We start from the raw sequence: 20,158 nt of genomic DNA, 5'->3' as shown, positions 1-20,158 counted from the left end.
AAAAGCCTTCAATGAATATCTAAAAAAGTAAAAATTGAAGAGAAAAAAACTAAGTTTAAAGCTGATTCTGAATTTTAATATATTGTTTGTTAGGGATTTATGTTTTTAGTTTTAATGATGATTTTTTTAATGATAGTTTTCTAAACCAATGAAAAAAATGAAAATAAAATATCAGATATTCTTAATACTTTTATTTTTTTTAGGATTATAGGTATTGGTGAGATAACAGAATTATTCCCGAATTTTATTAAAAACCAATTTAATAAAACAGGTAATGTTACTTAAAATGCTAAGACAATAATGCTTTGATTTACTATGTCGGGAAACGAAAAGAGAGTGAATATAAAAAGATGATATTCAACACTGGCAATGTATGAGCCAGGATTGAAAATAGCAGATGATCTTTCGAAATAAAGACTTATTATTTAATTGTAAAACCGTTTTGTTGCAGGGCTTCTGCGACTTTTATGACAACTTCAGAGCGATGTTTGCCATCTGTAACGGTTCGGTCGGTTTTTACCCAATAGCGTATATTGATTTGTATTGTACTTCCTGTAATGCCAGAAACTACGGCAGAATTAGAGTATCCTTTGTCGATTACGGCAGTATCTTCTTTCATGACTTCGGTAATGATTTCAATTGCTTTTCTGTAATCAGAACCATATTCGAGACCAATTGTAAAATCTTGGAGCAAATATCCTTCGCTGTTAAAATTTACAAGCGTATTTTTTATTAATAATGCGTTGGGAATATAAATGTTTTTGCTGTCACTTTTTATTTGTGTATCACGCAGGTTCAGGGCGACAACTTTTCCTTTTACGCCGTTGCTTTCGATAATATCACCAACAGAAAACGGTCTTTTGAAAGCCAATAAAATACCTGCCAGAAAATTTTCGCCTATATCTTTTAAAGCAAATCCAATTACAAATGCCGATATACCAGCTCCGGCGAGAACACTTTGTGCTACTCCGTTAAGGCCAATGACACGAAACATAAAAAGCAAACCTATTACAATAAGCAGTGCTTTTATAAGATTGGCAATAAAAGTTGCCAAAAGAGGATCATGCATTTTTGTTTTTAATCTTCGGTCTGCAAAAACTTTCACTCTTGCAGCGATAAGCCATGAAATAAGAACCACAAGTATGGCCAGTAAAATTTTTGGGGTAATGTCAACAAGACTATAGTAGTATCCTTCAACATGTTTGAGAATGTCGGTGAAAAATTCTTCCATACCAGTAATAATTATAATTTAAAAAATAAAAGCCCAAATATTTTGAGCTTTAGAGTAAATTCTTTTTTTTATTTTTTCTAGATAGTATTTCCTTCAGCATTCTCTTGTTCAAAACCTTCATTAAAATTTTGTCCCAGATGATCTGTATTGGATAAAGGAGTATCAGGATATTTTGGATCTTCGCCCCAGTTCAAAAGCTGTTCTCTCACTGTCATATATCCCTGACTATTTTGATTACATTGATATCCCACATTAGTTTCTGTATTGATAGAAAAACGCTCGTTTTGATCGAAATTTCCGTAATTAGTTGTTATCATGGCAGTTTATTTAGGGGTTAAATTTTTTAGTTGACATTTTTAACTTTCAATAAAACAGATAAGATTAAAAGTGAATCCAAAATTAAAAATATGGTTACTGATATATTTACATAATTTTAGTTAATAGTTGTTTAATTATCAGTTGTTTAAAAATGAATAGAAAATTATTTAATGATCCTGAAATTATAAAACATGTGATATTATAAAAGAAATTACATAATGATATAAAGAGTGTGTTTATAGATTGTTTTAATTTGGTTTTATAAAATGAGACAAGAAATTATTATAGAATTAAAAACTAAAGCTATGTTTAAGAAAGGTCAGAATGTTCAGCAGGAATTTGGCAATCAGGTCATGATAGTTATCGGATTTGAGCCGGAATTTATAGAAAACATAATTACGCAATGGAAGGATGAAGAAGGAACTATTGTTACTGGAAAATTTATGGAATCACAATTAATATCAGCAGATCAATAAAACAGAATAGCAGTTCGTTTATTATTATTATTTATTTAGAATTATATAAAGAGACATTCTTAATCTCATTAAGCGGTTGTAAAAGCAACCGCTTTTTTTTGTTTTAAAACTAAGTTGGAATGATTTACTGATTCCATTGATTTATTAGTATTTACTTATTCAATATTTTTTACTGACATTTTTTTTGATAATGTCATTTTTTTAAGACAAAAAGCCTGTAAAATATACAATCAAGATTTTTTTATCCCCAAAAACGTATTTTATTACTCCTTATAAAAATCATTATTATCCAATTTTGCAGGGCAAATCACGAATTGATTTTTAACCGCTATCAATGTGATTTAACAAACTAACTTTTTAAATAACCAAAATCACCAAGCCAAAATGACAAATTTTATTAGGATTAAAAAAAGTCCTGAAGGTTTATCCGGATTCTATTTGAAAAAGAAAATGATGATATTCTGTGTATTATTTTCTTTATCTCAAATTCATGGATACGCTATTAGCACTACGAGTACAACAGCGATGCAAAATGTACAACAGCAAAAAAACATTAAAGGACAGGTAAATGATGAAAACGGTATGCCGCTGCCGGGAGTAACCATTTTAGAAAAAGGAAGTAAAAATGCTACTTTAACAGATTTTGACGGAAAATTTACTTTAAAAGTAGAGAACGAAAATGCAATATTAGTAGTGTCTTTTCTGGGCTATTCAAATAGAGAAGTTGCTTTAAAGGGACAAACTTCTATTACTGTAAAAATGCAAAAGGCGACCACTTCGTTAGAGGAGGTAGTTGTAGTAGGTTATGGTAAAATGAAGAAAAAGGATTTAACAGGAGCAATTGTTCAGGTTACACCAGATAAATTAGCCAACCAAAATCCTCAGACCGTTCAGGATATATTAAGAGGAACGCCGGGTGTAAGAGTAGGTTATGACCCATCTGCAAAAGGAGGAGGAAATATCCAAATTCGTGGGCAAACTTCTGTATACACAGGTACAGATCAAAAAACAGGAGGACCTCATAATTCACCGCTTATTATTTTAGACGGAATGCAGTTTTATGGTGAACTTTCAGAAATCAATCCTGATGATATTGCCCAGCTTGATATTTTAAAAGATGCATCGGCAGCATCTGTATATGGATCGAGAGCAGCAGCAGGAGTTATTCTTATTTCGACCAAAAAAGGTAAAACAGGTAAACCTATGGTTAGTTTTACTACAAATACAACAATTAGTAATAAGAGCGCCTATCGTGGTGTGTATTCTCCAGAGGGATATTTAAAGTATCGTGAAGATTGGGAAACGGCTCAAACTTATGGTGCCAATACAACAACCGGGCAATACGAAGCATGGATATCAGGTGCAGTTGCTGCTGGTAAGCCAGGGTATTTCTCAAGTCCTAATGATTTAGGTAAATGGGGTATTACTGAAGCTCAATGGTTAGCTTATCAGCCACCTCTGCAAACAAACGGAAAAAGTTCAAAGGAAGTATGGGGAGCACGTTTAGGATTGAATTTTGATCCTTCGCTAATGGCAAATTTCCTGGCAGATAAAACACACGATTGGAGCAATAGTTCTTTTAGAACCGGGATTAATCATGATAATAATTTGAGTATTTCCGGAGCAAGTGACAGAGTCAATTATTATATGTCTTTTGGTTATTTAACTTCAGAAGGAGCCATTGTAGGAAATGATTATAAGTCGGCTCGTTCGAATATGAAAGTTGATGCTAAAGTTACAGACTGGCTTGATCTTGGATTAAATGTTAATTTTCAGGATCGATCGGATGGAGATATTACGCCCTCTTTAGGTACAAACGCCGGGGATAATAATATGATGAGAACCAGCCCATTTGGAACCTTTAGAGATGCAAATGGCAATTATGAAAGACAGCCAATGGGGAAAAATGTTTCCGGGCAGAATTATAATTATTACTACGAACGTCAATTTATTGAAAAAGAAACAGGATACACGACATTGAATACTATTTTTAATGCAAAGGTCACGCTTCCTTTTGGAATAACGTATTCATTTAACATTGCGCCTCGTTATCAATTTTATCATGATCGTTATTTCAGATCAACACAAAATCCAAACTGGCCTGCAGCTACCACTGGAGCAAATAGAAATAGCTCTACAAGATTTGATTATAACCTGAATAATACATTAACATGGGATTATACAATTGCTGAAAAACATCATATCGTAGCAACTTTTGTTCAGGAAGCTGAAGAACGTCGTTATTGGTCAGATGGAATGGATGCCTATAATATTCAGCCTTCAGATGCTTTAGGATTTCATCTTGTAAATACGGCAACAATGGCAAACAGTGCGATTAGATCAAACGACACGCATGAAACAGCAGATGGATTAATGGCACGACTTTTTTATTCGTATGATAATCGTTATATGCTTACAGCGACTGTTCGTCGTGATGGATATTCGGCATTTGGAGCTTCAAATCCTTATGCAGTTTTCCCATCTTTTGGAGTTGCATGGACCTTTAAAAACGAAAACTGGTTTAATTGGGATGCAATGAGCACAGGTAAATTACGTATGTCCTGGGGTAAAAATGGAAACAGGTCGCTTGCAGACCCTTACATTTCTTTGGCAAACTTAGTAAATACCGGAACAATGGGGTATTTAGATCCTTCAGGAAAAGCTCTTGAAATTAAGTATTTATCGCTTGATCGTATGGCAAATCCAAATTTGGCATGGGAAAAAACAACATCTACAAATATAGGTCTTGACTTAGGTTTTTTACAGGATCGTATAACTGCTACTTTAGATTTTTACAGAGCCTCTACTCACGATATGATTATGAGTCAGTCTCTGCCTGGTTTTACTGGATTTTCTGCAATTGCAACGAATCTTGGAGAGGTTCAAAACCAAGGTATGGAATTGAGCATCAACAGTCTTAACATAAAACATCCAAATTTTGAATGGCGTACTACATTTGGAATATCGTATAACGAAAATAAAATTGTTTCATTATATGGCAATATGGTCGATGTTAAGGATGCAGATGGCAATGTTGTAGGAAAAAAAGAAGGTAATGATTCTGCGAATGGATGGTTTATTGGCAGACCGATCACTCAAATTTGGGATTATAGAGTAACTGGAATCTGGCAAAAAGATGAGTGGAAAGAAGCTCAAAAATATGGGCAGCGTCCTGGAGATCCAAAAGTTGCAAACAGCTATACAGCAGACGATGTAGATGCAGTAGGACCAGACGGTGTTACTTATAAAAAAGCAGTTTATAATGAAAAAGATAAGGAGTTTTTAGGAAATTCAAATTCTCCTGTACAGTGGTCGCTTCGTAATGATTTTAAGATTTATAAAAATTGGGATTTGGCAATCAGCATGTATTCAAATGTGGGAGGTAAGTCACTTAATTCAAATTATATGAACACTTTCAACGATGCCAGTTTATATAAATTCAACTTTAATCCATATGTAAATCCGTATTGGACACTTGACAACCCAACAAATGATTGGGCACGTCTTGATGCTAAAGGACCAGCCGGAACTCCGGTTGCACCAGGAAAATTGTATGATCGCAGCTTTATTCGTCTGGACAACATTTCGCTAGCCTATACACTTCCCAGAGATCTTTTAGATCGTGTACATATTAAAAGTATAAAAATTTATGCTTCAGTTCAAAACGTAGCAACATGGTCTGCTTCTAAAGAATGGAAATACTTTGGAGATCCGGAAACAGGAGGATTGGCCACAAGACAATTCAATTTAGGTTTTAATTTCCAACTTTAATAATTACTCAACAATGAAAAGATATATAAAAAATAAAATTACAAGAATGTTGCCTTTTATTGTATTGGCAACCTTGTCTGGCTCTTGTTCAAAAGATTTTCTCGATGCAGATCCGCTTTCTTTTTATGAACCTGAAGCTACATTTAATACCGAAGCCGGGTTACAGGCAACCTTAGCATTGTGCGATAAACAGCTGCGTAATAATTATATTCATTTTGGTTATTCTGGTGTTAGTGTGCCTATTGCCTCAGAATATCTTTTTTCTGATATGGCACAATATGGAAAAACGGATACAGGCAGTAATATTGCTGATTACGCAAATACAATTGTTCCTACCGGGGATTTTCGAAGAGATGCAGGTGGTGAAGCGCTTTACCTTGGGTTTCTATGGACTGAAGCTTACACAGGTATTAAAAATGCAAATACCGTATTATCGTTTATTGGTAATGTGACAACTTTATCTGAAGAAGTTAAAAATAAATATATCGGGCAGGCTTATTTTCACAGATCATACCGTTATCTTAATCTGGTTTATCAATTTGGAGACATTCCTTTGATTACCAAAATCTTGTCGGTTCCTAAGCAGAGTTATTATTCTACTAAAAAAGAAGCGATCATCGAAATGATTACAGCAGATATGGAGAAAGCTGTACAATTTGTGCCGGAACAATCAAAAATAGGATATGTAGGTATGATTAGCAAAGGCGCATGTCGTCAGTTACTAATTAAATGTTATTTAGCATCCGGAAGATTTGCTGATGCAGAAGCACAAGCCAATATTTTGATTAATCAATCAGGTTATTCTTTGGTACAAAATACTTTAGGAATTTTTGATCCGGGAGGAAATCCTGCGGCATGGCCTATTACCAGAAATGTAATCTGGGATTTGCACAGACCGGAGAACAAAGTGATTTCTGCAAATACTGAAGCGATATTGGTGGCACCAAATGGAGGAGCACAATCATTTTTAGCATTTTCATCGATGAGAATTTTTGGACCTAACTGGAATGATGCTAATTTAATTACTCCTGATGGTAAAACAGCAGCACCGCGTTTTCCATTGACTGATAAAACGAATTATAATGCAAAATATGATTATCAAAGAGCAATAGGTCGTGGTATTGGTACTATTAGCGGTTCTTATTATTCACAACATCCTATGTGGGTTGTAAATCATATTGAAGACAAGCAGGATCTTAGACACAACAGCACAGTAGGAAACTGGGTGAATATGGAAGATCTTAAATACGCTCCCGGAGCAGGGGGTAGCGCAACATGGGCTGGGCAAAATTTTAGAATGAAAGATGCATCAGGAAAATTGTTAGCGCAAGATTCTATTCGTGATTGGTATGATTTCCCGCATTATAAAATCTTTTTTCATGATGTTGTGGCCGAAGCTAATCCGGCAGCAAATGATTTTCAGGGAGCTACAGCAGGAGCTAGCGCACACTTGTACATATACCGTTTAGCCGAAACCTATTTATTACGTGCAGAAGCCCGTTTTTATCAAGGTAATACTTCCGGAGCAGCTCAGGATGTGAATGTTGTAAGAGCAAGAGCAAAAGCTTCGCAAATGTATACCACGGTAACTATTGGAGATATTTGTGCAGAAAGAGGAAGAGAACTTTATCTGGAAGAATGGAGAAATGTAGAGTTAAAACGTATTTCGCACTGTTTGGCTCTTAGCGGAAAACCAGACGAATGGGGGCAGACTTACAGTAAAGATAATTGGGATAAACAATCAGGAACAGATGCAACAGGCGGAAGTTATTGGTACCAGCGTATTGTACATTATACTCTTTATAACAAATATCCAGCGGGTATTTCTATTAAGCCAGGTGTAAAGTTTTATTCTATGGACAAACGTAATAATTACTGGCCAATTCCATTTAGACTTGCTATAGAGCCTAATATTAAAGGACAGTTGAGCCAGAACTATGGTTATGACGGATATAATGCAGGTGTTAAAGTATGGGATAAATGGCAGGATGCGGTTGAAGATGAAAGTAAAAACTAATTCAGCAATGAAGGAAGTTTATAAGTCATACATTACTAAAGAATAATAAAAACAAAAGGCGTTAATTTTAGGATTAGCGTCTTTTTTTATTTTTATATGAAACCTGTTTTCTTGCTTGATATCTTATTATTATTATTATTAGAAAATGTAAAAGACAACAACACTGAATCTACTTTTCCTTTTAATAAAAAATTGACTTATGTAGTTACAGTTTGTACTTTTGCCGTTATGAATGATAATTTTATAAATGAATATTTTGGTATAGGAATACAAAATGGTAAAACGCCTGAAAATTTAGGTGTTTTGTGGCGATCTGCTCAAAACCTGGGAGCTACATTTATATTTACCATTGGTAATCGATATGCCAAACAAGCCAGCGATACCCACGATGCTGTAAAAGCAATTCCTTATTTTCATTATGATACTTTTGAAGCTTTTTTCGAAAACTTACCAAAAGGAGCGCGATTAGTTGGTGTTGAATTAGATGATAAAGCATCTGATTTAGAAACTTTTGAACACCCAAGACGTTGTGTTTATTTATTAGGAGCAGAAGATCATGGCTTATCGAGAAAAGTAATGGATAAATGCCATCATTTAGTAAAATTTAAATCAGAAAAAAGTTTAAATGTAGCCGTGGCAGGAACTATTATTATGTACGATAGAAATTTGGCTAAACCACGTTCTTAAAATAAATTTAAAAAAAACATTGTCTAGTTTAGGTTTTTACTTTTCATTCGTAAACAATGTTCCGTTCCTAAATAGAGCGGATCTCCATGTTTTTCAGACCAAAAACCTTCGAGTACATCTTTAGTAATGCACTTATAAACAGCAACGCCTTTGTAGGTTTTGTTTTCATCTCCTTTATAGCTAAAATTAATGACTAAAATATTGTCTTTAAAAAAGCCATAACCTTTTTGCTGTTGTGTGTTGTTAATAAGCCATTGTGCAATAATTCGGTTATTCTCATCGAGAGACAAACTCAAAATACCTTTGTAAGTTACCTGATTACTCTCGTCCTGATTGCTTCCGGAAACGGAATAATCTCCAATTAAATCTTGTATATTCATTTATTTTCTAATGCAGAAATTTTAGTAGTCGAAGCAAATTTATAAAATATATTTCATAGATAATAACGGGTTTATTATATTCTAAAGTTGGATAGTGGCACATTCGAAACAACTAGAAATTCATTTTCCACAATACATAAGTACTTAATTATTGCTTTGATAAAAATAATTCAATTTCTAAAAGTTCCAAATTTTATTAAATTTGTATGGCAACTCAGCTGATTTAAGATTTAAGCTTTTGGATTTACCACTATAAAATTTATTGGTTTTATTAAGTAGAATAAATTTGAAAAAAAATAGAGATGCCTGATTTGAATGATGTTTTAATAATAATTAGTTAATGATTTATAGCAAAGAAAATTTTCCTAAAATAACTTCTGAACGTAATTTAACTGCCACTATTTTTGTGTACCTACTGTTTGGACTTTTGTGTATCGCAATGCTTTGTTTATTTATAGCACTTCCTTTAAGTATGCAGCTGGAGCATAATAGCCGCTTATCAACTGGCGAGATGATCTTCGACCTAATATATTTTCCCATACTTCTTTGGATTATTTGGGCTCTTTATAAGGATTTTAAACGTCAGGAAACTAAAAAAATTATTCTCATTTCTATAGATCTGCACGGTATACATTATCATCAATACGATGGCATAGTACACAGCATCCTATACAAGCAGCTTGAAAGCAGCACAGAAGCTTATGGAAGTGATATCGATAGAAAAATTGGAACAAAATATTCTCCAGGCTATATTTTTGGTTTTAAAGAAGGTAAACAAATTCCCATTCATTTTTCTAAAGCTGAGAATGGACTTAGTTATATCCCGAAAAACAAATATTATCTAATAGGACATTTTCTGCAGGGTGTTACTTTATTTTCTCCTAATATAAAAATTTCTCAGGCTGTGTATGCTGATTATTTTATAAATCCCGTCACTTTTGAGTTCAATAAAAAAGCCCAAATAATTACCTATATATTAATTTTTATTTTGCTTATGATGATCTTGATTGCAATCGATTTGTTTACAAAATATACTAAGGGCTTTTCGATATTGTTTTAAATACTAGAATATTTACACAAGAAAAATAGGAAAAGGAAAAGGAAAATCTTAACTTTTGTATTAAATTAAAGATTGGCTTTAATTTAATTGAAAATGTAAAAGCGACCTATTAATACTTGTTTTGAAACTAGTGAATAATAGAATTATTTCTGATTAGTTTGAAAATAGACAGGCTTTGATATTATAAAAAAAGTACAAGTTCCATTTTAGATATATTAAATAAATCAATAATTTATTATAGTAAATGGATTGTTAATATTAAAGTACATTAATATTAAAAGTGCCATAACTTGAATTTGAATATTACATTGTTTTTTTGATATAAAAATTTTTTTATGGAAAATAACAATGATTTAAGCAGAAGAAGGTTTCTTAGAAATTCATTATTGGTCGCTGGAGGAGTTTTTATCGCCCCACTTATTGAAAGCTGCAGTGACGATGACAAAACTGATAACAGCGGTGCACCGGACGGAATGAAAAATGAAGGGTTTGAGACAGGAGTAGCCAGTTTTGACCCGACTGAAACAGGAGTGATTATCTGGACAAGATATTCAGCAGGTTCAGATGCTGAAATTACCTGGGAGTTAAGTAAGGACGCCGCATTTTCTGAAGTAACAAGAAAAGGGCAGGCCGCAGCATCTTCTACAAATGATTTTACAATAGCGGTAGATGTTCAGAACATCACTTCAAATACAAAATATTATTATAGATTTTATAATACCAAAACCAAACAAGTAACTGTTACCGGAGAAACACGCACACTGCCGTCTAAAACAGATAGTGTAAATGAGGTAAAAATGGCGGTTGTTTCCTGTTCTAATTTTCCGGCAGGACTTTTTAATGTGTATGGTGCAATTGCTTCTTCAGATGCAGATGTAGTGGTTCATCTTGGAGATTATATTTACGAATATGCGCCGGGACAATACGGAACAAATCCATTTACCAACGCACTGGGCAGAGAGCATAAACCAGCCAGAGAGATTCTAAACCTCAGCGATTACAGAGAAAGATACAGGCAATATAGAGGAGATAAAAATCTTCAGCTTCTTCATCAGAAAAAACCTTTTATATGTGTCTGGGATGACCATGAGTTTGCTAACGATACTTATAAATCCGGTGCAGAAAATCATCAACCCGCCGAAGGAGATTTTCAGATGAGAAAGATGGCAGCTTTTCAGGCCTACAGCGAATACATTCCACTTAAAACAGGAAAAGATCTTAGAATTTACAGAAGTTTTAATTTCGGTAATATTCTTTCGCTTTACATGATGGATACCAGATTTATAGCCAGAGATAAGCAGATGAGTTATGCTGATTATATTGATAATAGCGGAAATTTTGACCAGACAAAATTTAGAACAGATTTGTTAAGCCCCGGCAGAAAATTAATTGGAAGCGAACAAATGACCTGGCTGGGATCACAAATCAGTGCAGATACTGCTAAATGGAAAGTATTGGGCCAGCAGATCCTGATGACAAAAATGCTGATTCCTGCAGAGCTGCTGCTGCTTTTGAATCAGGTTTTAGCAGAAGTAGATCATTTTGGAAGTGCACAGCCAGCGACCATGCAAGCTCTTATTGGTGCAATCTCTGCGCTTGTTGTTATTAAAATGAGACATAAACAAAATGATTCTTCATTAACAGCTCAGGAAATTGCGAGAGTTACCACAACTTTGCCCTATAATTTGGATGCCTGGGATGGTTATTTTGCCGAAAGAGAGCAATTGTATGCCATGCTTTCCGGGAAAAATGTTGTAGTGCTGGCCGGAGATACACATAATGCCTGGATGGGTAAACTTACCGATATGCAGGGAAAATTTATAGGTACTGAAATAGCCTGCAGTTCTGTTTCATCACCAGGGCTGGAAGCTTATCTTGGAATTAGCTCAGATCCTGCAAAAGCGATAGAATTAGCACAAGCATTTACAGTACTGATAGATGATTTAGAATATGCAAATTTATATAAACGCGGATATACATATCTTAAATTTACAGCATCTGGTTCTGAAGCTGAATGGCGATTTGTAGATAGTGTAACAAGTGAAACTACAAATACAGTCACAGAAAAAAAATATACTATAGCATAGAAAATCTCATTTGGCACTTATTGTAGTTTTTTCGAAAGTGTCAAAAATGAGTGAATTAAATCGGAACAGGGGTAATCCTGTTCCGGTTTTTTTATTCTAAAGATTTGAATATTCTTAAACTAAGGCTATGATTTTTAGAGTTAAGCTGTTTTATGACCCGGTCACTTCTGACAATGAATTTGTATGAAAATAACCATGTAATCAAATATTGTTTTTTATATTGGCGCTTAGTAAATTTGTTTTTCGCCTTGCCAATTTGTACTACGCAAAAAATCTTCCCAGGTAAGGGTATTAGAATTTATTTGTCTGCTCCAGAGCAAATTCCTGTCTTGTCGGTAATAGCCATATTCAACAGCATATTCTGACATACCGATAATCTCCCGTACTAAAGTCTCATTTGAACTAAATTCCGGGAAATGATCCAGAAAATCTTCCCGTGTGAATGTCGAACTATATTGGGCTTTCTTGCCCGTAACCTTAACAAAGGTATCTAGTATTTCCTGGGGTGAGATGATATCACCAATAACCGGTAAGGATTTACCTGAGTATTTAAGCGGATATGACAAAATTTCTAAAACGGCCGGCCCCGTGGCTGTAGTGGGATCAACAAATGGTGCTCGGAAGTCCTTAGGGAGATATATAGGAAAGACAAGTATATCGTCCTTTACAATTGGAGTGTAAAATTCCAGGAAATTTGTATAAAAGAATCCCATATATATGAATGTGCTTTTGACCGGCAGTGTACGGATATAATCTTCAACTCTGGCTTTGTCTGTAAAATGGGGAGCAAACTTTTTGCCAGCCGTAATTTTATCTACATTTTCCAAACTGCTAAAGATAATATGTTGAACTCCTGCTTCAACAGCGGCATCTGCCAATTCTTTACCTAATGCAAACTCATGTATTTGCGGGGGAGCAATATTGGGTGTTAGCATGAAAACACCATATGAGCCTTGAAATGCTTTAACGAAATCTTTTTTATATCCAGCATTAAGTGGTACACTAACAAGTTCAACGCCCTGATCAATCAGCCTGACTGTATCGGGAGAATCAATGCGTCTTGTAATGCCTCGTACCCGATAGCGTCCACTTTGTAAAAGAGTTTGCGCAACACTACTTCCTTGTTTGCCCAAAATACCTACGATAGTGATAAGCGGTTTATTTTCTTGAGAGCTTGATTTATGTCCTTTGAGATCAGATACCATATGATGTTTTTTTAAGTGAATTTTAAACTATAAAAATTATAGTAGCAAAATTATTTATAGTTAAGTAAATTTGCAATAACTATCTATTTAGATAGCTCTTATAAAAACCAAATGCTATGAATTTAGAATGTAAAAGTGATTTAATTAAGGTGAATAGTAAACTGTTTCCGTGCACTGTCAGTATAGCTATGGATCTGATTGGCGGAAAGTGGAAAGCAGTTATACTTTATCATTTAAAAGATATAGATAAAAGATATAATGAGTTGAGAAAAGAAATGCCTGCTGTTACAGAGATGACTCTTAGCCTGCAATTAAAGCAACTAGAAAAAGATGGCCTTATATCGAGAACGGTTCACGGCAAAAAGCCTCCTGTTAAAGTTGTTTATAGTTTAACGGATTTTGGAAGATCCTGTATTCCTCTACTCAATGCCATCACAGAGTGGGGTAATCACGTTGCTGTTCAAAAAGGTGAATTTATCAATGTAAAACTTGTTACTGCGACGATTTTGCCACAAAATTAAAAAGAACGATAATTTTGATAATAAATAAATTTACAATCATAAAATTTGCGATAAAGAGAAGCTAATTTATCTTCAATTTCTTCTTAATAGAGATTTTTAAAATAAGGACTTGTATGTGTTTTCATTTATCATGCAATCTGTTTTTGTTGGTATATTAAATTGAAAGGACCAGTAATAAAAAAAACTTTACTTATCAAAATGGTATCTATTGGTTATGCTTTGGTATCTGGTATCGCAACTCTAAGTTTTAATTTTGTCTTATATAAATTTTAAAATTAAAGTAAAATGAATAAGGCATTATTATTAATTGATATACAGAAAGAATATTTTGAAAACGGAGCTTTAGAACTTGTCAATCCTATTGCTGCAAGCGAAAACGCCAAGAAACTATTGGAGCATTTTAGAAAAGAAAACGCGACTATTATTCATGTTCAGCATATCTCCGGAGAAGGTGCTCCCATTTTTGTTCCCGGTACAAAAGGTGTAGAAATTCATGAAAATGTAAAACCGATGGAAGGGGAGAAAGTAATTACGAAACAATTTCCTAATAGTTTTAGAGAAACTGATTTACTACAATATCTTCAGTCAAAAGAGATAACACATTTAGTAATCGCGGGAATGATGACTCACATGTGCATTGATGCGGGGACAAGGGCTGCTGTTGATTTTGGTTTTGAATGTACCGTAATTGGAGATGCCTGCGCTACACTGAATCTTCAAATAAATGGTCAGGAGGTCAACGCGGCAGATGTTCATAATGCTTTTTTGGCAGCACTGGAATTCTTTTATGCAAAAATCATAACTACAGAACAGTATTTACTATCTTAAAATAGAGGGTAATAAGGAATTAATTTTATAAAATGAGCTGTAATTTATTACTGCTCATTTTTTTGGTTTGAAGTAATTTGTAAAGGAAGTTGTAAATTTGCTTTAATTATAATATTTGGTCACACCTTAAAGAAAGCAAATGAAACGGATTTAAAACCGTTAATGAATAAAAAAAAATGAAAACAGTTAAATTTCATAAAACAGAATGTGGTGTTGAAGTACTTCTCAATGTATTGCATGGCGATATACTGAGCGAGAGGTATTTGGAGCGCGATACTTATAATACTGATTTTTTTGAAATATTGCTTTTTAAGACTGCCACAGGATCTCTGATTTTAAATCAGCAGAAGATCGAGATAACGGATAATACAGTTGTTTTTATTTCTCCCTTTCAAAAAAGGCAATGGACTTTGGAGAAAGAAGGGTTGGATTATACTGTTCTGGTTTTTCAGGAAAATTTTCTTAATGATTTCTTCTCAGACAAGTTCTTTACGTACCGCCTTCTGTATTTCTATCAATTGAATTATCCTTTAAATATTAGTATTGAAAAGGAAGAACTTCAAAAAGCACTTGGTCAGCTTATGGAAATCAAAAATGAACTTGTGAACAGCAGAACAGACAGTATCCATATCATACGATCTCTTACTTACTACCTGCTTTTGAAGTTTAACAGAATATATGCAGATGCAAATAATCTTTCGATCGACAGGGCAGAAAATAACTTTGCTTATCAGTTTAAACAGTTGTTGGAAATACACATCAGGCAGAAGCAGCGGATCGACTATTATGCAGATTTACTAAATGTGAGCAGGATTACCATTAATACTTGTGTGAAAAAGCAGTTTAATGTGACCGCGACAGAACTCTTAAAACAGAGACTGCTTTTCGAGATAAAAAATGATTTGATACATTCCGGAAAGACGATTGCTGAGATAGCCTATGATCTTCATTTTTCAGAACCCGGACATTTGATGCGATTTTTTAAAGCGCAGACAGGAATAACCAGCAGTCAGTTCCTCTCAGATTACCAAAATGGTATCTTTTCATAGCATTTTATAAGGCTGTTAAAGAATAACATAAATTTACAACAAAACAATTGCTATGCCTTAAATGAAAGTTTACGGAATGGCAGTTTCAAAACACTTTAACCTGCCATTTGGCAGTCAAATTTTTAATATGATCAAAAAAATTAAATCCAATAAGATATATTACCAAAGTACAATAACGCTTGCAGGGCCTGTTGTAATTTCGCAACTTGGGCATACACTAGTACAGACTCTTGATACAGTTATCATTGGGCATTATGCAGGAACTATATCATTGGCAGCGGTCTCACTGGTTCACTCTGTTTTCATGGTCGTTTTAGTCATAGGATTAGGGATTGCCTATGGATTAACACCTTTGATTGCACAAGAAAATGGAAAATCAAATTTTAAGGAATGTGCTAAGCTTCTGTCAAACAGCTTATGGCTTAATGTAGCAGCTGCAGTTTTTCTTTTTTTAATAGTGTATTATGGTTCTATGTTTGCTATGCAGCATGCAGATCAGGATCCTCAGGTAGTAGAAACAGCAAAACCTTATTTATTTGTTTTAAGTTTATCTATTCTGCCTTTAATGATATTTCAAACTTTCAAGCAGTTTGCAGAAGGGCTTGGTTTCACAAAACAAGCAATGTCGATAACGATATGGGGAAATGTGCTTAACGTAATTATCGCAGTGATTTTAGTAAAGGGAATGTTTGGCATTGAGCCAATGGGAGTTCAGGGAGTAGGAATTGCAACATTGATAGACAGGGTTTTAATGATGCTGGTTATGATGTGGTATGTGCTTCGATCAAAGAATTTTAAAGTTTATATACAGGATTTCTCTGTTAAGTTTGTTGATTTTTCTAAAATTATAAAAGTGGTAAAAATAGGATTGCCTGTGGCGATGCAGTATGTATTTGAAATTGGGGCATTTGCAGCTGCCGCTTTAATGGCAGGTCACATTGGTGCAATTGAACAGGCTGCTCATCAAACAGCAATAACCCTTGCAGCAATGACCTACATGATGGCTGGAGGAATTGCATCGGCTGCAACCATTAAAGTCGGAAATAGTTTTGGAAATCAGAAATACAAAAGACTTCAGAGGTTTGCTTATGCTTCCTATCATTTAGTTATTATTTTCATGATGTTCTTTGCTGTAATTTTCACACTCTTTAATCAATATTTACCTTATTTAATAACCAATGACATAAATGTTGTAGCATTGGCAGCGCAATTATTGATAATTGCCGCACTATTCCAGCTCTTTGATGGTACACAGGTAGTTGGACTAGGAACATTAAGAGGAATGGGAGATGTAAACATTCCTACTTTTATAACTTTTATTGCATATTGGCTTATTGGTTTGCCTGTGGCCTATGTTTTAGGAATTTATTTCGATGCAGGAGTAAAGGGAATCTGGTACGGTCTGACACTGGGTTTGTTAACATCATCTGTTTTACTGTATTTAAGGTTCCGATATGTAATGAACAAAGTCTTGAAAAATAATCTATAAGACATAATTGATTTGGCAACATATAAATACAATCATAAAGTAGAATTTATGGTTGTGACTATGCGCGTCGTAATTTTCAAACAAATATTACAGACTTTATCTAAAAATCTATTTTGTAAAATTAAATTGTGTACAATTTATTATTTTGTACATTTGCATTCTTATTTTGATTTTAAAAAAAAATTAAGAGTCAGATTTTTAATTTATAAAACAATAAACAATGTCATTAATAGAAGATTTAAACTGGAGACATGCCGTAAAAGCGTATGACTCAACAAAAAAAGTATCAGAAGAGGATTTAAATAAAATTTTAGAAGCTGCAAGATTAGCAGCAACTTCATCTGGTTTACAGCCTTTCCGTGTGATTGTAGTAAAAAATCAGGAATTGAAAGAGAAGATGGTAAAAGGCGCATTAAATCCAGAAGTTATGAGAGATTGTTCTCATGTATTGGTTTTTGCAGCATGGGAGCGTTATTCTAATGAGAAAATAGATAAAGTTTATGATCATCACACTGATGTAAGAGAATTACCAAGAGGTCGTTTCGGCAGTTATACGGATCAAATCAAGCAAATCTACGGAGCTCAAACTCCTGAACAACATTTTGCGCACACAGCAAGACAAAGTTATATTGCATTAGGTTTGGCAATGGCTCAGGCAGCCGAACTTAAAATTGATTCTACTCCGGCTGAAGGTTTTAGCAATGAAGTGGTAGATGAGATTTTGGATCTTAAGGAATTAGGTTTAAAAAGTGTTACACTTTTATATCTCGGTTACAGAGATACCGAAAATGACTGGCTTTCTACAATGAAGAAAGTAAGAATTCCTATGGAGGAATTTATCATCATAAAATAGTATTTTAAGCTACTTTTCGTCATTAGAATATGGAAAATCACCAACCACCACAATTGGAAAACCAACTTTGTTTTCCGCTTTACGTTATCACAAAAGAAATTATCGGTTTGTACCGACCATTTCTTGATGAGATTGATATTACTTACTCGCAGTATCTTGTAATGATGGTGCTTTGGGAGAAGGATGGATTGACCGTAAATCAGGTTGGCGAAAAACTGTATCTCGATAGTGGAACTTTAACGCCGCTCATGAAAAGACTTGAAGTTAAGGAGGTTATCATTCGAAAGAGAAAAAAGGAAGATGAAAGAGTAGTGGAAGTTTTTTTGACGGATAAAGGACGAAATTTGCAGCAAAAAGCGTGTGAAATTCCGATAAAAATGCAGGAAAAACTGAATCTGACAACAGAGGATTTATTTGAACTAAAAGAAACTGTTCAGAAAATTTTAAATAAAATTCAAAAATAAAATGAAAACATTATATACAACCAGCGTTACTGCAAGAGGAGGAAGAAACGGGCAGGTAAAAAGTGAAAACGGAATTTTGGACCTTGAGGTAAGAATGCCGAAAGCTTTAGGCGGTGCCAATGATAATTTTACCAATCCGGAAATGCTTTTCGCAGCTGGATATTCAGCATGCTTTGATAGTGCATTAAATCGTGTTATTAGTTTATCTAAAACTCAAACAGGCGAAACTTCGGTAGCTGCAAAAGTGAGCATTGGGCAAATTGAAAATGGCGGTTTTGGTTTAGCAGTAGAATTGGATGTAAATATTCCGGGAGTTTCTATTGAAGAAGCTCAGGAATTAACAGAAAAAGCGCATCAGATTTGTCCTTATTCAAATGCAACAAGATCTAATATTGAAGTTAAGCTTTTGGTGACGAATAACTAAGATTAAACTTTTTTAAATTATATAAATCTGCTTCTTTCTGAGGCAGATTTTTTTTTATTTGATCTCGATTTGACACGCATTACTATTCTTTGTAAAAGAAAATTCTAAATTTACTTCAAATATTAATTTAACTTAGTTCAAAAACCTACGATAGAACTTTTCAATAATCAACAGCAAAAAATAGCATCATGACGATCGAACTTTTAGATAAAGATAAAAATATCATCAGGTTAAAAAGCATTGATGAAATCCCCAGCGACTTATCTGATATAAATAGCATACAAATTATTAATTATGCAAGAGAAGATGTTCCGGTTTTTGAAAAGCTTTTCAATATAGATACTACAATATTAAATAATAGTGAGGATATAGAAATCAGTTCTCATTATCTGGAAAAGCCAAATCAATTGGCGTTTAATTTTTCATTTCCGTATTTTACTTCTCACAATAAAATTGAAGAAGTAATTGTTTCTTTTATTTTAAAAGAGCAGATCATGCTTTCTTTTATGGATATCAATTTTGAAAATTTTATTCCCGAAGCTAAAAAACAGGAGCATTTCGACAAAATAAAAGACCGGACTTTTACCATAGATACATTTCTTTTAATGATGATTAGGATTGTCCCGGATTATTATGCAGATTTAACAGAAGTCATCTCAAAAAAAATTAAGACCATTTATTCCGGATTGCAGCAGGAAAATGAGTTTTCTGAAAAGGGACTGGATGAAATAACCGCTCTAAAATTCAATAATTTAATCGTGAAAGAATCACTTAATGAATTTAGAAGAATTTTACATTTACTTAGAAAAAGCACAAAATTAAAGTCAGAAATCAAAGAAGAAATTTTATTCGAAATCAATGACTTAAGTGTAATTAATGAATACGTTCAAAACAATTTTGAACGATTAGACGATCTAAAAGATTACGTGTCAACAAGAATAGATTTGCAGCAAAACCGAATATTTAAAACCTTAACAATAATAACAACTTGCATTTCTTTGCCTATGCTGGTCGCAGGAATTTATGGAATGAATTTTAAATACATGCCCGAACTGGATTTTCATTATGGTTATATATTTGCTATAGTGCTGATGTTATTGTGTTTCATAGGCCCATTGATATGGTTCAAACATAAAAAATGGCTGAATTAATTTTACTAATCCAGCCATTAAATCATTTTTTACTTTAATGAAATTATTTTTTTGAGCTTTATATCCTGAGAGGGTGAAAGAACTAAAATTTCAAATTCTCTGAAATCATAATCAAATTCTTTTAAAGCTGTTTTGTAATAGGAGAAA

18 protein-coding genes are annotated in these 20,158 nt (G+C 33.7%); 14 read left to right on the top strand and 4 right to left on the bottom strand.

Annotated features, from left to right (window positions below):
* Window positions 1-421 precede the first annotated feature (421 nt).
* Window positions 422-1,231 carry a mechanosensitive ion channel family protein gene (locus tag LNP81_RS20255; protein ID WP_230038998.1) on the bottom strand — a complete coding sequence of 270 codons (810 nt, stop codon included), beginning with the start codon at window positions 1,229-1,231 and terminating at the stop codon, window positions 422-424.
* A gap of 77 nt (window positions 1,232-1,308) precedes the next feature.
* The gene (locus LNP81_RS20250; protein WP_230038997.1) at window positions 1,309-1,548 is read right to left on the bottom strand and encodes a hypothetical protein; all 240 of its coding nucleotides are present in this window, start codon (window positions 1,546-1,548) and stop codon (window positions 1,309-1,311) included.
* Between the two features lie 306 nt (window positions 1,549-1,854).
* Here LNP81_RS20250 and LNP81_RS20245 point away from each other — a divergent pair, with 306 nt between their 5' ends.
* The 4 genes from LNP81_RS20245 (at window position 1,855) to LNP81_RS20230 (ending at window position 8,500) form a co-directional block, all read left to right on the top strand.
* Window positions 1,855-2,025: a hypothetical protein gene (locus LNP81_RS20245; RefSeq protein ID WP_230038996.1), complete on the top strand. Its 171-nt coding sequence runs from the start codon at window positions 1,855-1,857 to the stop codon at window positions 2,023-2,025.
* Window positions 2,026-2,409: 384 nt separating this feature from the next.
* Complete coding sequence (locus LNP81_RS20240; RefSeq protein ID WP_230038995.1) at window positions 2,410-5,796, top strand: SusC/RagA family TonB-linked outer membrane protein; 3,387 nt, start codon at window positions 2,410-2,412, stop codon at window positions 5,794-5,796.
* A 13-nt stretch (window positions 5,797-5,809) separates the two neighbouring features.
* Entirely contained in the window at window positions 5,810-7,813 is a 2,004-nt protein-coding gene (locus LNP81_RS20235; RefSeq protein WP_230038994.1) for a RagB/SusD family nutrient uptake outer membrane protein, read from the top strand.
* 228 nt (window positions 7,814-8,041) lie between these two features.
* Window positions 8,042-8,500, top strand: a complete 459-nt coding sequence (locus LNP81_RS20230) for an RNA methyltransferase (RefSeq protein ID WP_230040927.1) — start codon at window positions 8,042-8,044, stop codon at window positions 8,498-8,500.
* Between the two features lie 23 nt (window positions 8,501-8,523).
* Here LNP81_RS20230 and LNP81_RS20225 read toward each other — a convergent pair whose 3' ends face one another.
* Window positions 8,524-8,880 (bottom strand): hypothetical protein, encoded by a 357-nt coding sequence (locus LNP81_RS20225; protein WP_230038992.1) that lies wholly within the window; start codon window positions 8,878-8,880, stop codon window positions 8,524-8,526.
* Between the two features lie 340 nt (window positions 8,881-9,220).
* On the opposite strand from LNP81_RS20225, the gene LNP81_RS20220 reads away from it, so the two are divergent.
* Window positions 9,221-9,940: a hypothetical protein gene (locus LNP81_RS20220; RefSeq protein WP_230038990.1), complete on the top strand. Its 720-nt coding sequence runs from the start codon at window positions 9,221-9,223 to the stop codon at window positions 9,938-9,940.
* Between the two features lie 335 nt (window positions 9,941-10,275).
* Window positions 10,276-12,027 (top strand): alkaline phosphatase D family protein, encoded by a 1,752-nt coding sequence (locus LNP81_RS20215; protein ID WP_230038988.1) that lies wholly within the window; start codon window positions 10,276-10,278, stop codon window positions 12,025-12,027.
* 227 nt (window positions 12,028-12,254) lie between these two features.
* Here LNP81_RS20215 and LNP81_RS20210 read toward each other — a convergent pair whose 3' ends face one another.
* A complete protein-coding gene (locus tag LNP81_RS20210) occupies window positions 12,255-13,232 on the bottom strand; it encodes an NmrA/HSCARG family protein (protein WP_230038986.1) in 978 nt (325 codons plus the stop codon).
* A gap of 116 nt (window positions 13,233-13,348) precedes the next feature.
* On the opposite strand from LNP81_RS20210, the gene LNP81_RS20205 reads away from it, so the two are divergent.
* The 8 genes from LNP81_RS20205 to LNP81_RS20170 all read left to right on the top strand — a co-directional run bounded on the left by LNP81_RS20205 (window position 13,349) and on the right by LNP81_RS20170 (window position 20,011).
* The gene (locus LNP81_RS20205; RefSeq protein WP_230038984.1) at window positions 13,349-13,753 is read left to right on the top strand and encodes a winged helix-turn-helix transcriptional regulator; all 405 of its coding nucleotides are present in this window, start codon (window positions 13,349-13,351) and stop codon (window positions 13,751-13,753) included.
* Between the two features lie 285 nt (window positions 13,754-14,038).
* Window positions 14,039-14,581 carry a cysteine hydrolase family protein gene (locus LNP81_RS20200; RefSeq protein ID WP_230038982.1) on the top strand — a complete coding sequence of 181 codons (543 nt, stop codon included), beginning with the start codon at window positions 14,039-14,041 and terminating at the stop codon, window positions 14,579-14,581.
* Window positions 14,582-14,757: 176 nt separating this feature from the next.
* Complete coding sequence (locus tag LNP81_RS20195; protein ID WP_230038981.1) at window positions 14,758-15,630, top strand: AraC family transcriptional regulator; 873 nt, start codon at window positions 14,758-14,760, stop codon at window positions 15,628-15,630.
* A 76-nt stretch (window positions 15,631-15,706) separates the two neighbouring features.
* Window positions 15,707-17,119 carry an MATE family efflux transporter gene (locus tag LNP81_RS20190; protein ID WP_230038980.1) on the top strand — a complete coding sequence of 471 codons (1,413 nt, stop codon included), beginning with the start codon at window positions 15,707-15,709 and terminating at the stop codon, window positions 17,117-17,119.
* A gap of 220 nt (window positions 17,120-17,339) precedes the next feature.
* Complete coding sequence (locus tag LNP81_RS20185; protein ID WP_230038979.1) at window positions 17,340-17,972, top strand: NAD(P)H-dependent oxidoreductase; 633 nt, start codon at window positions 17,340-17,342, stop codon at window positions 17,970-17,972.
* A 29-nt stretch (window positions 17,973-18,001) separates the two neighbouring features.
* Window positions 18,002-18,436 carry a MarR family winged helix-turn-helix transcriptional regulator gene (locus LNP81_RS20180; RefSeq protein WP_230038978.1) on the top strand — a complete coding sequence of 145 codons (435 nt, stop codon included), beginning with the start codon at window positions 18,002-18,004 and terminating at the stop codon, window positions 18,434-18,436.
* A 1-nt stretch (window position 18,437) separates the two neighbouring features.
* Window positions 18,438-18,860, top strand: a complete 423-nt coding sequence (locus tag LNP81_RS20175; protein ID WP_230038977.1) for an organic hydroperoxide resistance protein — start codon at window positions 18,438-18,440, stop codon at window positions 18,858-18,860.
* A gap of 188 nt (window positions 18,861-19,048) precedes the next feature.
* Window positions 19,049-20,011, top strand: a complete 963-nt coding sequence (locus LNP81_RS20170) for a CorA family divalent cation transporter (protein WP_230038976.1) — start codon at window positions 19,049-19,051, stop codon at window positions 20,009-20,011.
* Window positions 20,012-20,158 lie beyond the last annotated feature (147 nt).

It is taken from the genome of Flavobacterium piscisymbiosum (genome assembly GCF_020905295.1).
Taxonomy (GTDB): Bacteria; Bacteroidota; Bacteroidia; order Flavobacteriales; family Flavobacteriaceae; genus Flavobacterium; species Flavobacterium piscisymbiosum.
Note: the sequence above shows the minus strand (reverse complement) of the source record. Positions and strands in the feature narration are given on the sequence as shown.

Bases quoted from the DNA above. Each gene is read 5' to 3' on its own strand.
- LNP81_RS20255 (WP_230038998.1), bottom strand. From the start codon at position 1,231: ATGGAAGAATTTTTCACCGACATTCTCAAACATGTTGAAGGATACTAC.
- LNP81_RS20250 (WP_230038997.1), bottom strand. From the start codon at position 1,548: ATGATAACAACTAATTACGGAAATTTCGATCAAAACGAGCGTTTTTCT.
- LNP81_RS20245 (WP_230038996.1), top strand. From the start codon at position 1,855: ATGTTTAAGAAAGGTCAGAATGTTCAGCAGGAATTTGGCAATCAGGTC.
- LNP81_RS20240 (WP_230038995.1), top strand. From the start codon at position 2,410: ATGACAAATTTTATTAGGATTAAAAAAAGTCCTGAAGGTTTATCCGGA.
- LNP81_RS20235 (WP_230038994.1), top strand. From the start codon at position 5,810: ATGAAAAGATATATAAAAAATAAAATTACAAGAATGTTGCCTTTTATT.
- LNP81_RS20230 (WP_230040927.1), top strand. From the start codon at position 8,042: ATGAATGATAATTTTATAAATGAATATTTTGGTATAGGAATACAAAAT.
- LNP81_RS20225 (WP_230038992.1), bottom strand. From the start codon at position 8,880: ATGAATATACAAGATTTAATTGGAGATTATTCCGTTTCCGGAAGCAAT.
- LNP81_RS20220 (WP_230038990.1), top strand. From the start codon at position 9,221: ATGATTTATAGCAAAGAAAATTTTCCTAAAATAACTTCTGAACGTAAT.
- LNP81_RS20215 (WP_230038988.1), top strand. From the start codon at position 10,276: ATGGAAAATAACAATGATTTAAGCAGAAGAAGGTTTCTTAGAAATTCA.
- LNP81_RS20210 (WP_230038986.1), bottom strand. From the start codon at position 13,232: ATGGTATCTGATCTCAAAGGACATAAATCAAGCTCTCAAGAAAATAAA.
- LNP81_RS20205 (WP_230038984.1), top strand. From the start codon at position 13,349: ATGAATTTAGAATGTAAAAGTGATTTAATTAAGGTGAATAGTAAACTG.
- LNP81_RS20200 (WP_230038982.1), top strand. From the start codon at position 14,039: ATGAATAAGGCATTATTATTAATTGATATACAGAAAGAATATTTTGAA.
- LNP81_RS20195 (WP_230038981.1), top strand. From the start codon at position 14,758: ATGAAAACAGTTAAATTTCATAAAACAGAATGTGGTGTTGAAGTACTT.
- LNP81_RS20190 (WP_230038980.1), top strand. From the start codon at position 15,707: ATGGCAGTTTCAAAACACTTTAACCTGCCATTTGGCAGTCAAATTTTT.
- LNP81_RS20185 (WP_230038979.1), top strand. From the start codon at position 17,340: ATGTCATTAATAGAAGATTTAAACTGGAGACATGCCGTAAAAGCGTAT.
- LNP81_RS20180 (WP_230038978.1), top strand. From the start codon at position 18,002: ATGGAAAATCACCAACCACCACAATTGGAAAACCAACTTTGTTTTCCG.
- LNP81_RS20175 (WP_230038977.1), top strand. From the start codon at position 18,438: ATGAAAACATTATATACAACCAGCGTTACTGCAAGAGGAGGAAGAAAC.
- LNP81_RS20170 (WP_230038976.1), top strand. From the start codon at position 19,049: ATGACGATCGAACTTTTAGATAAAGATAAAAATATCATCAGGTTAAAA.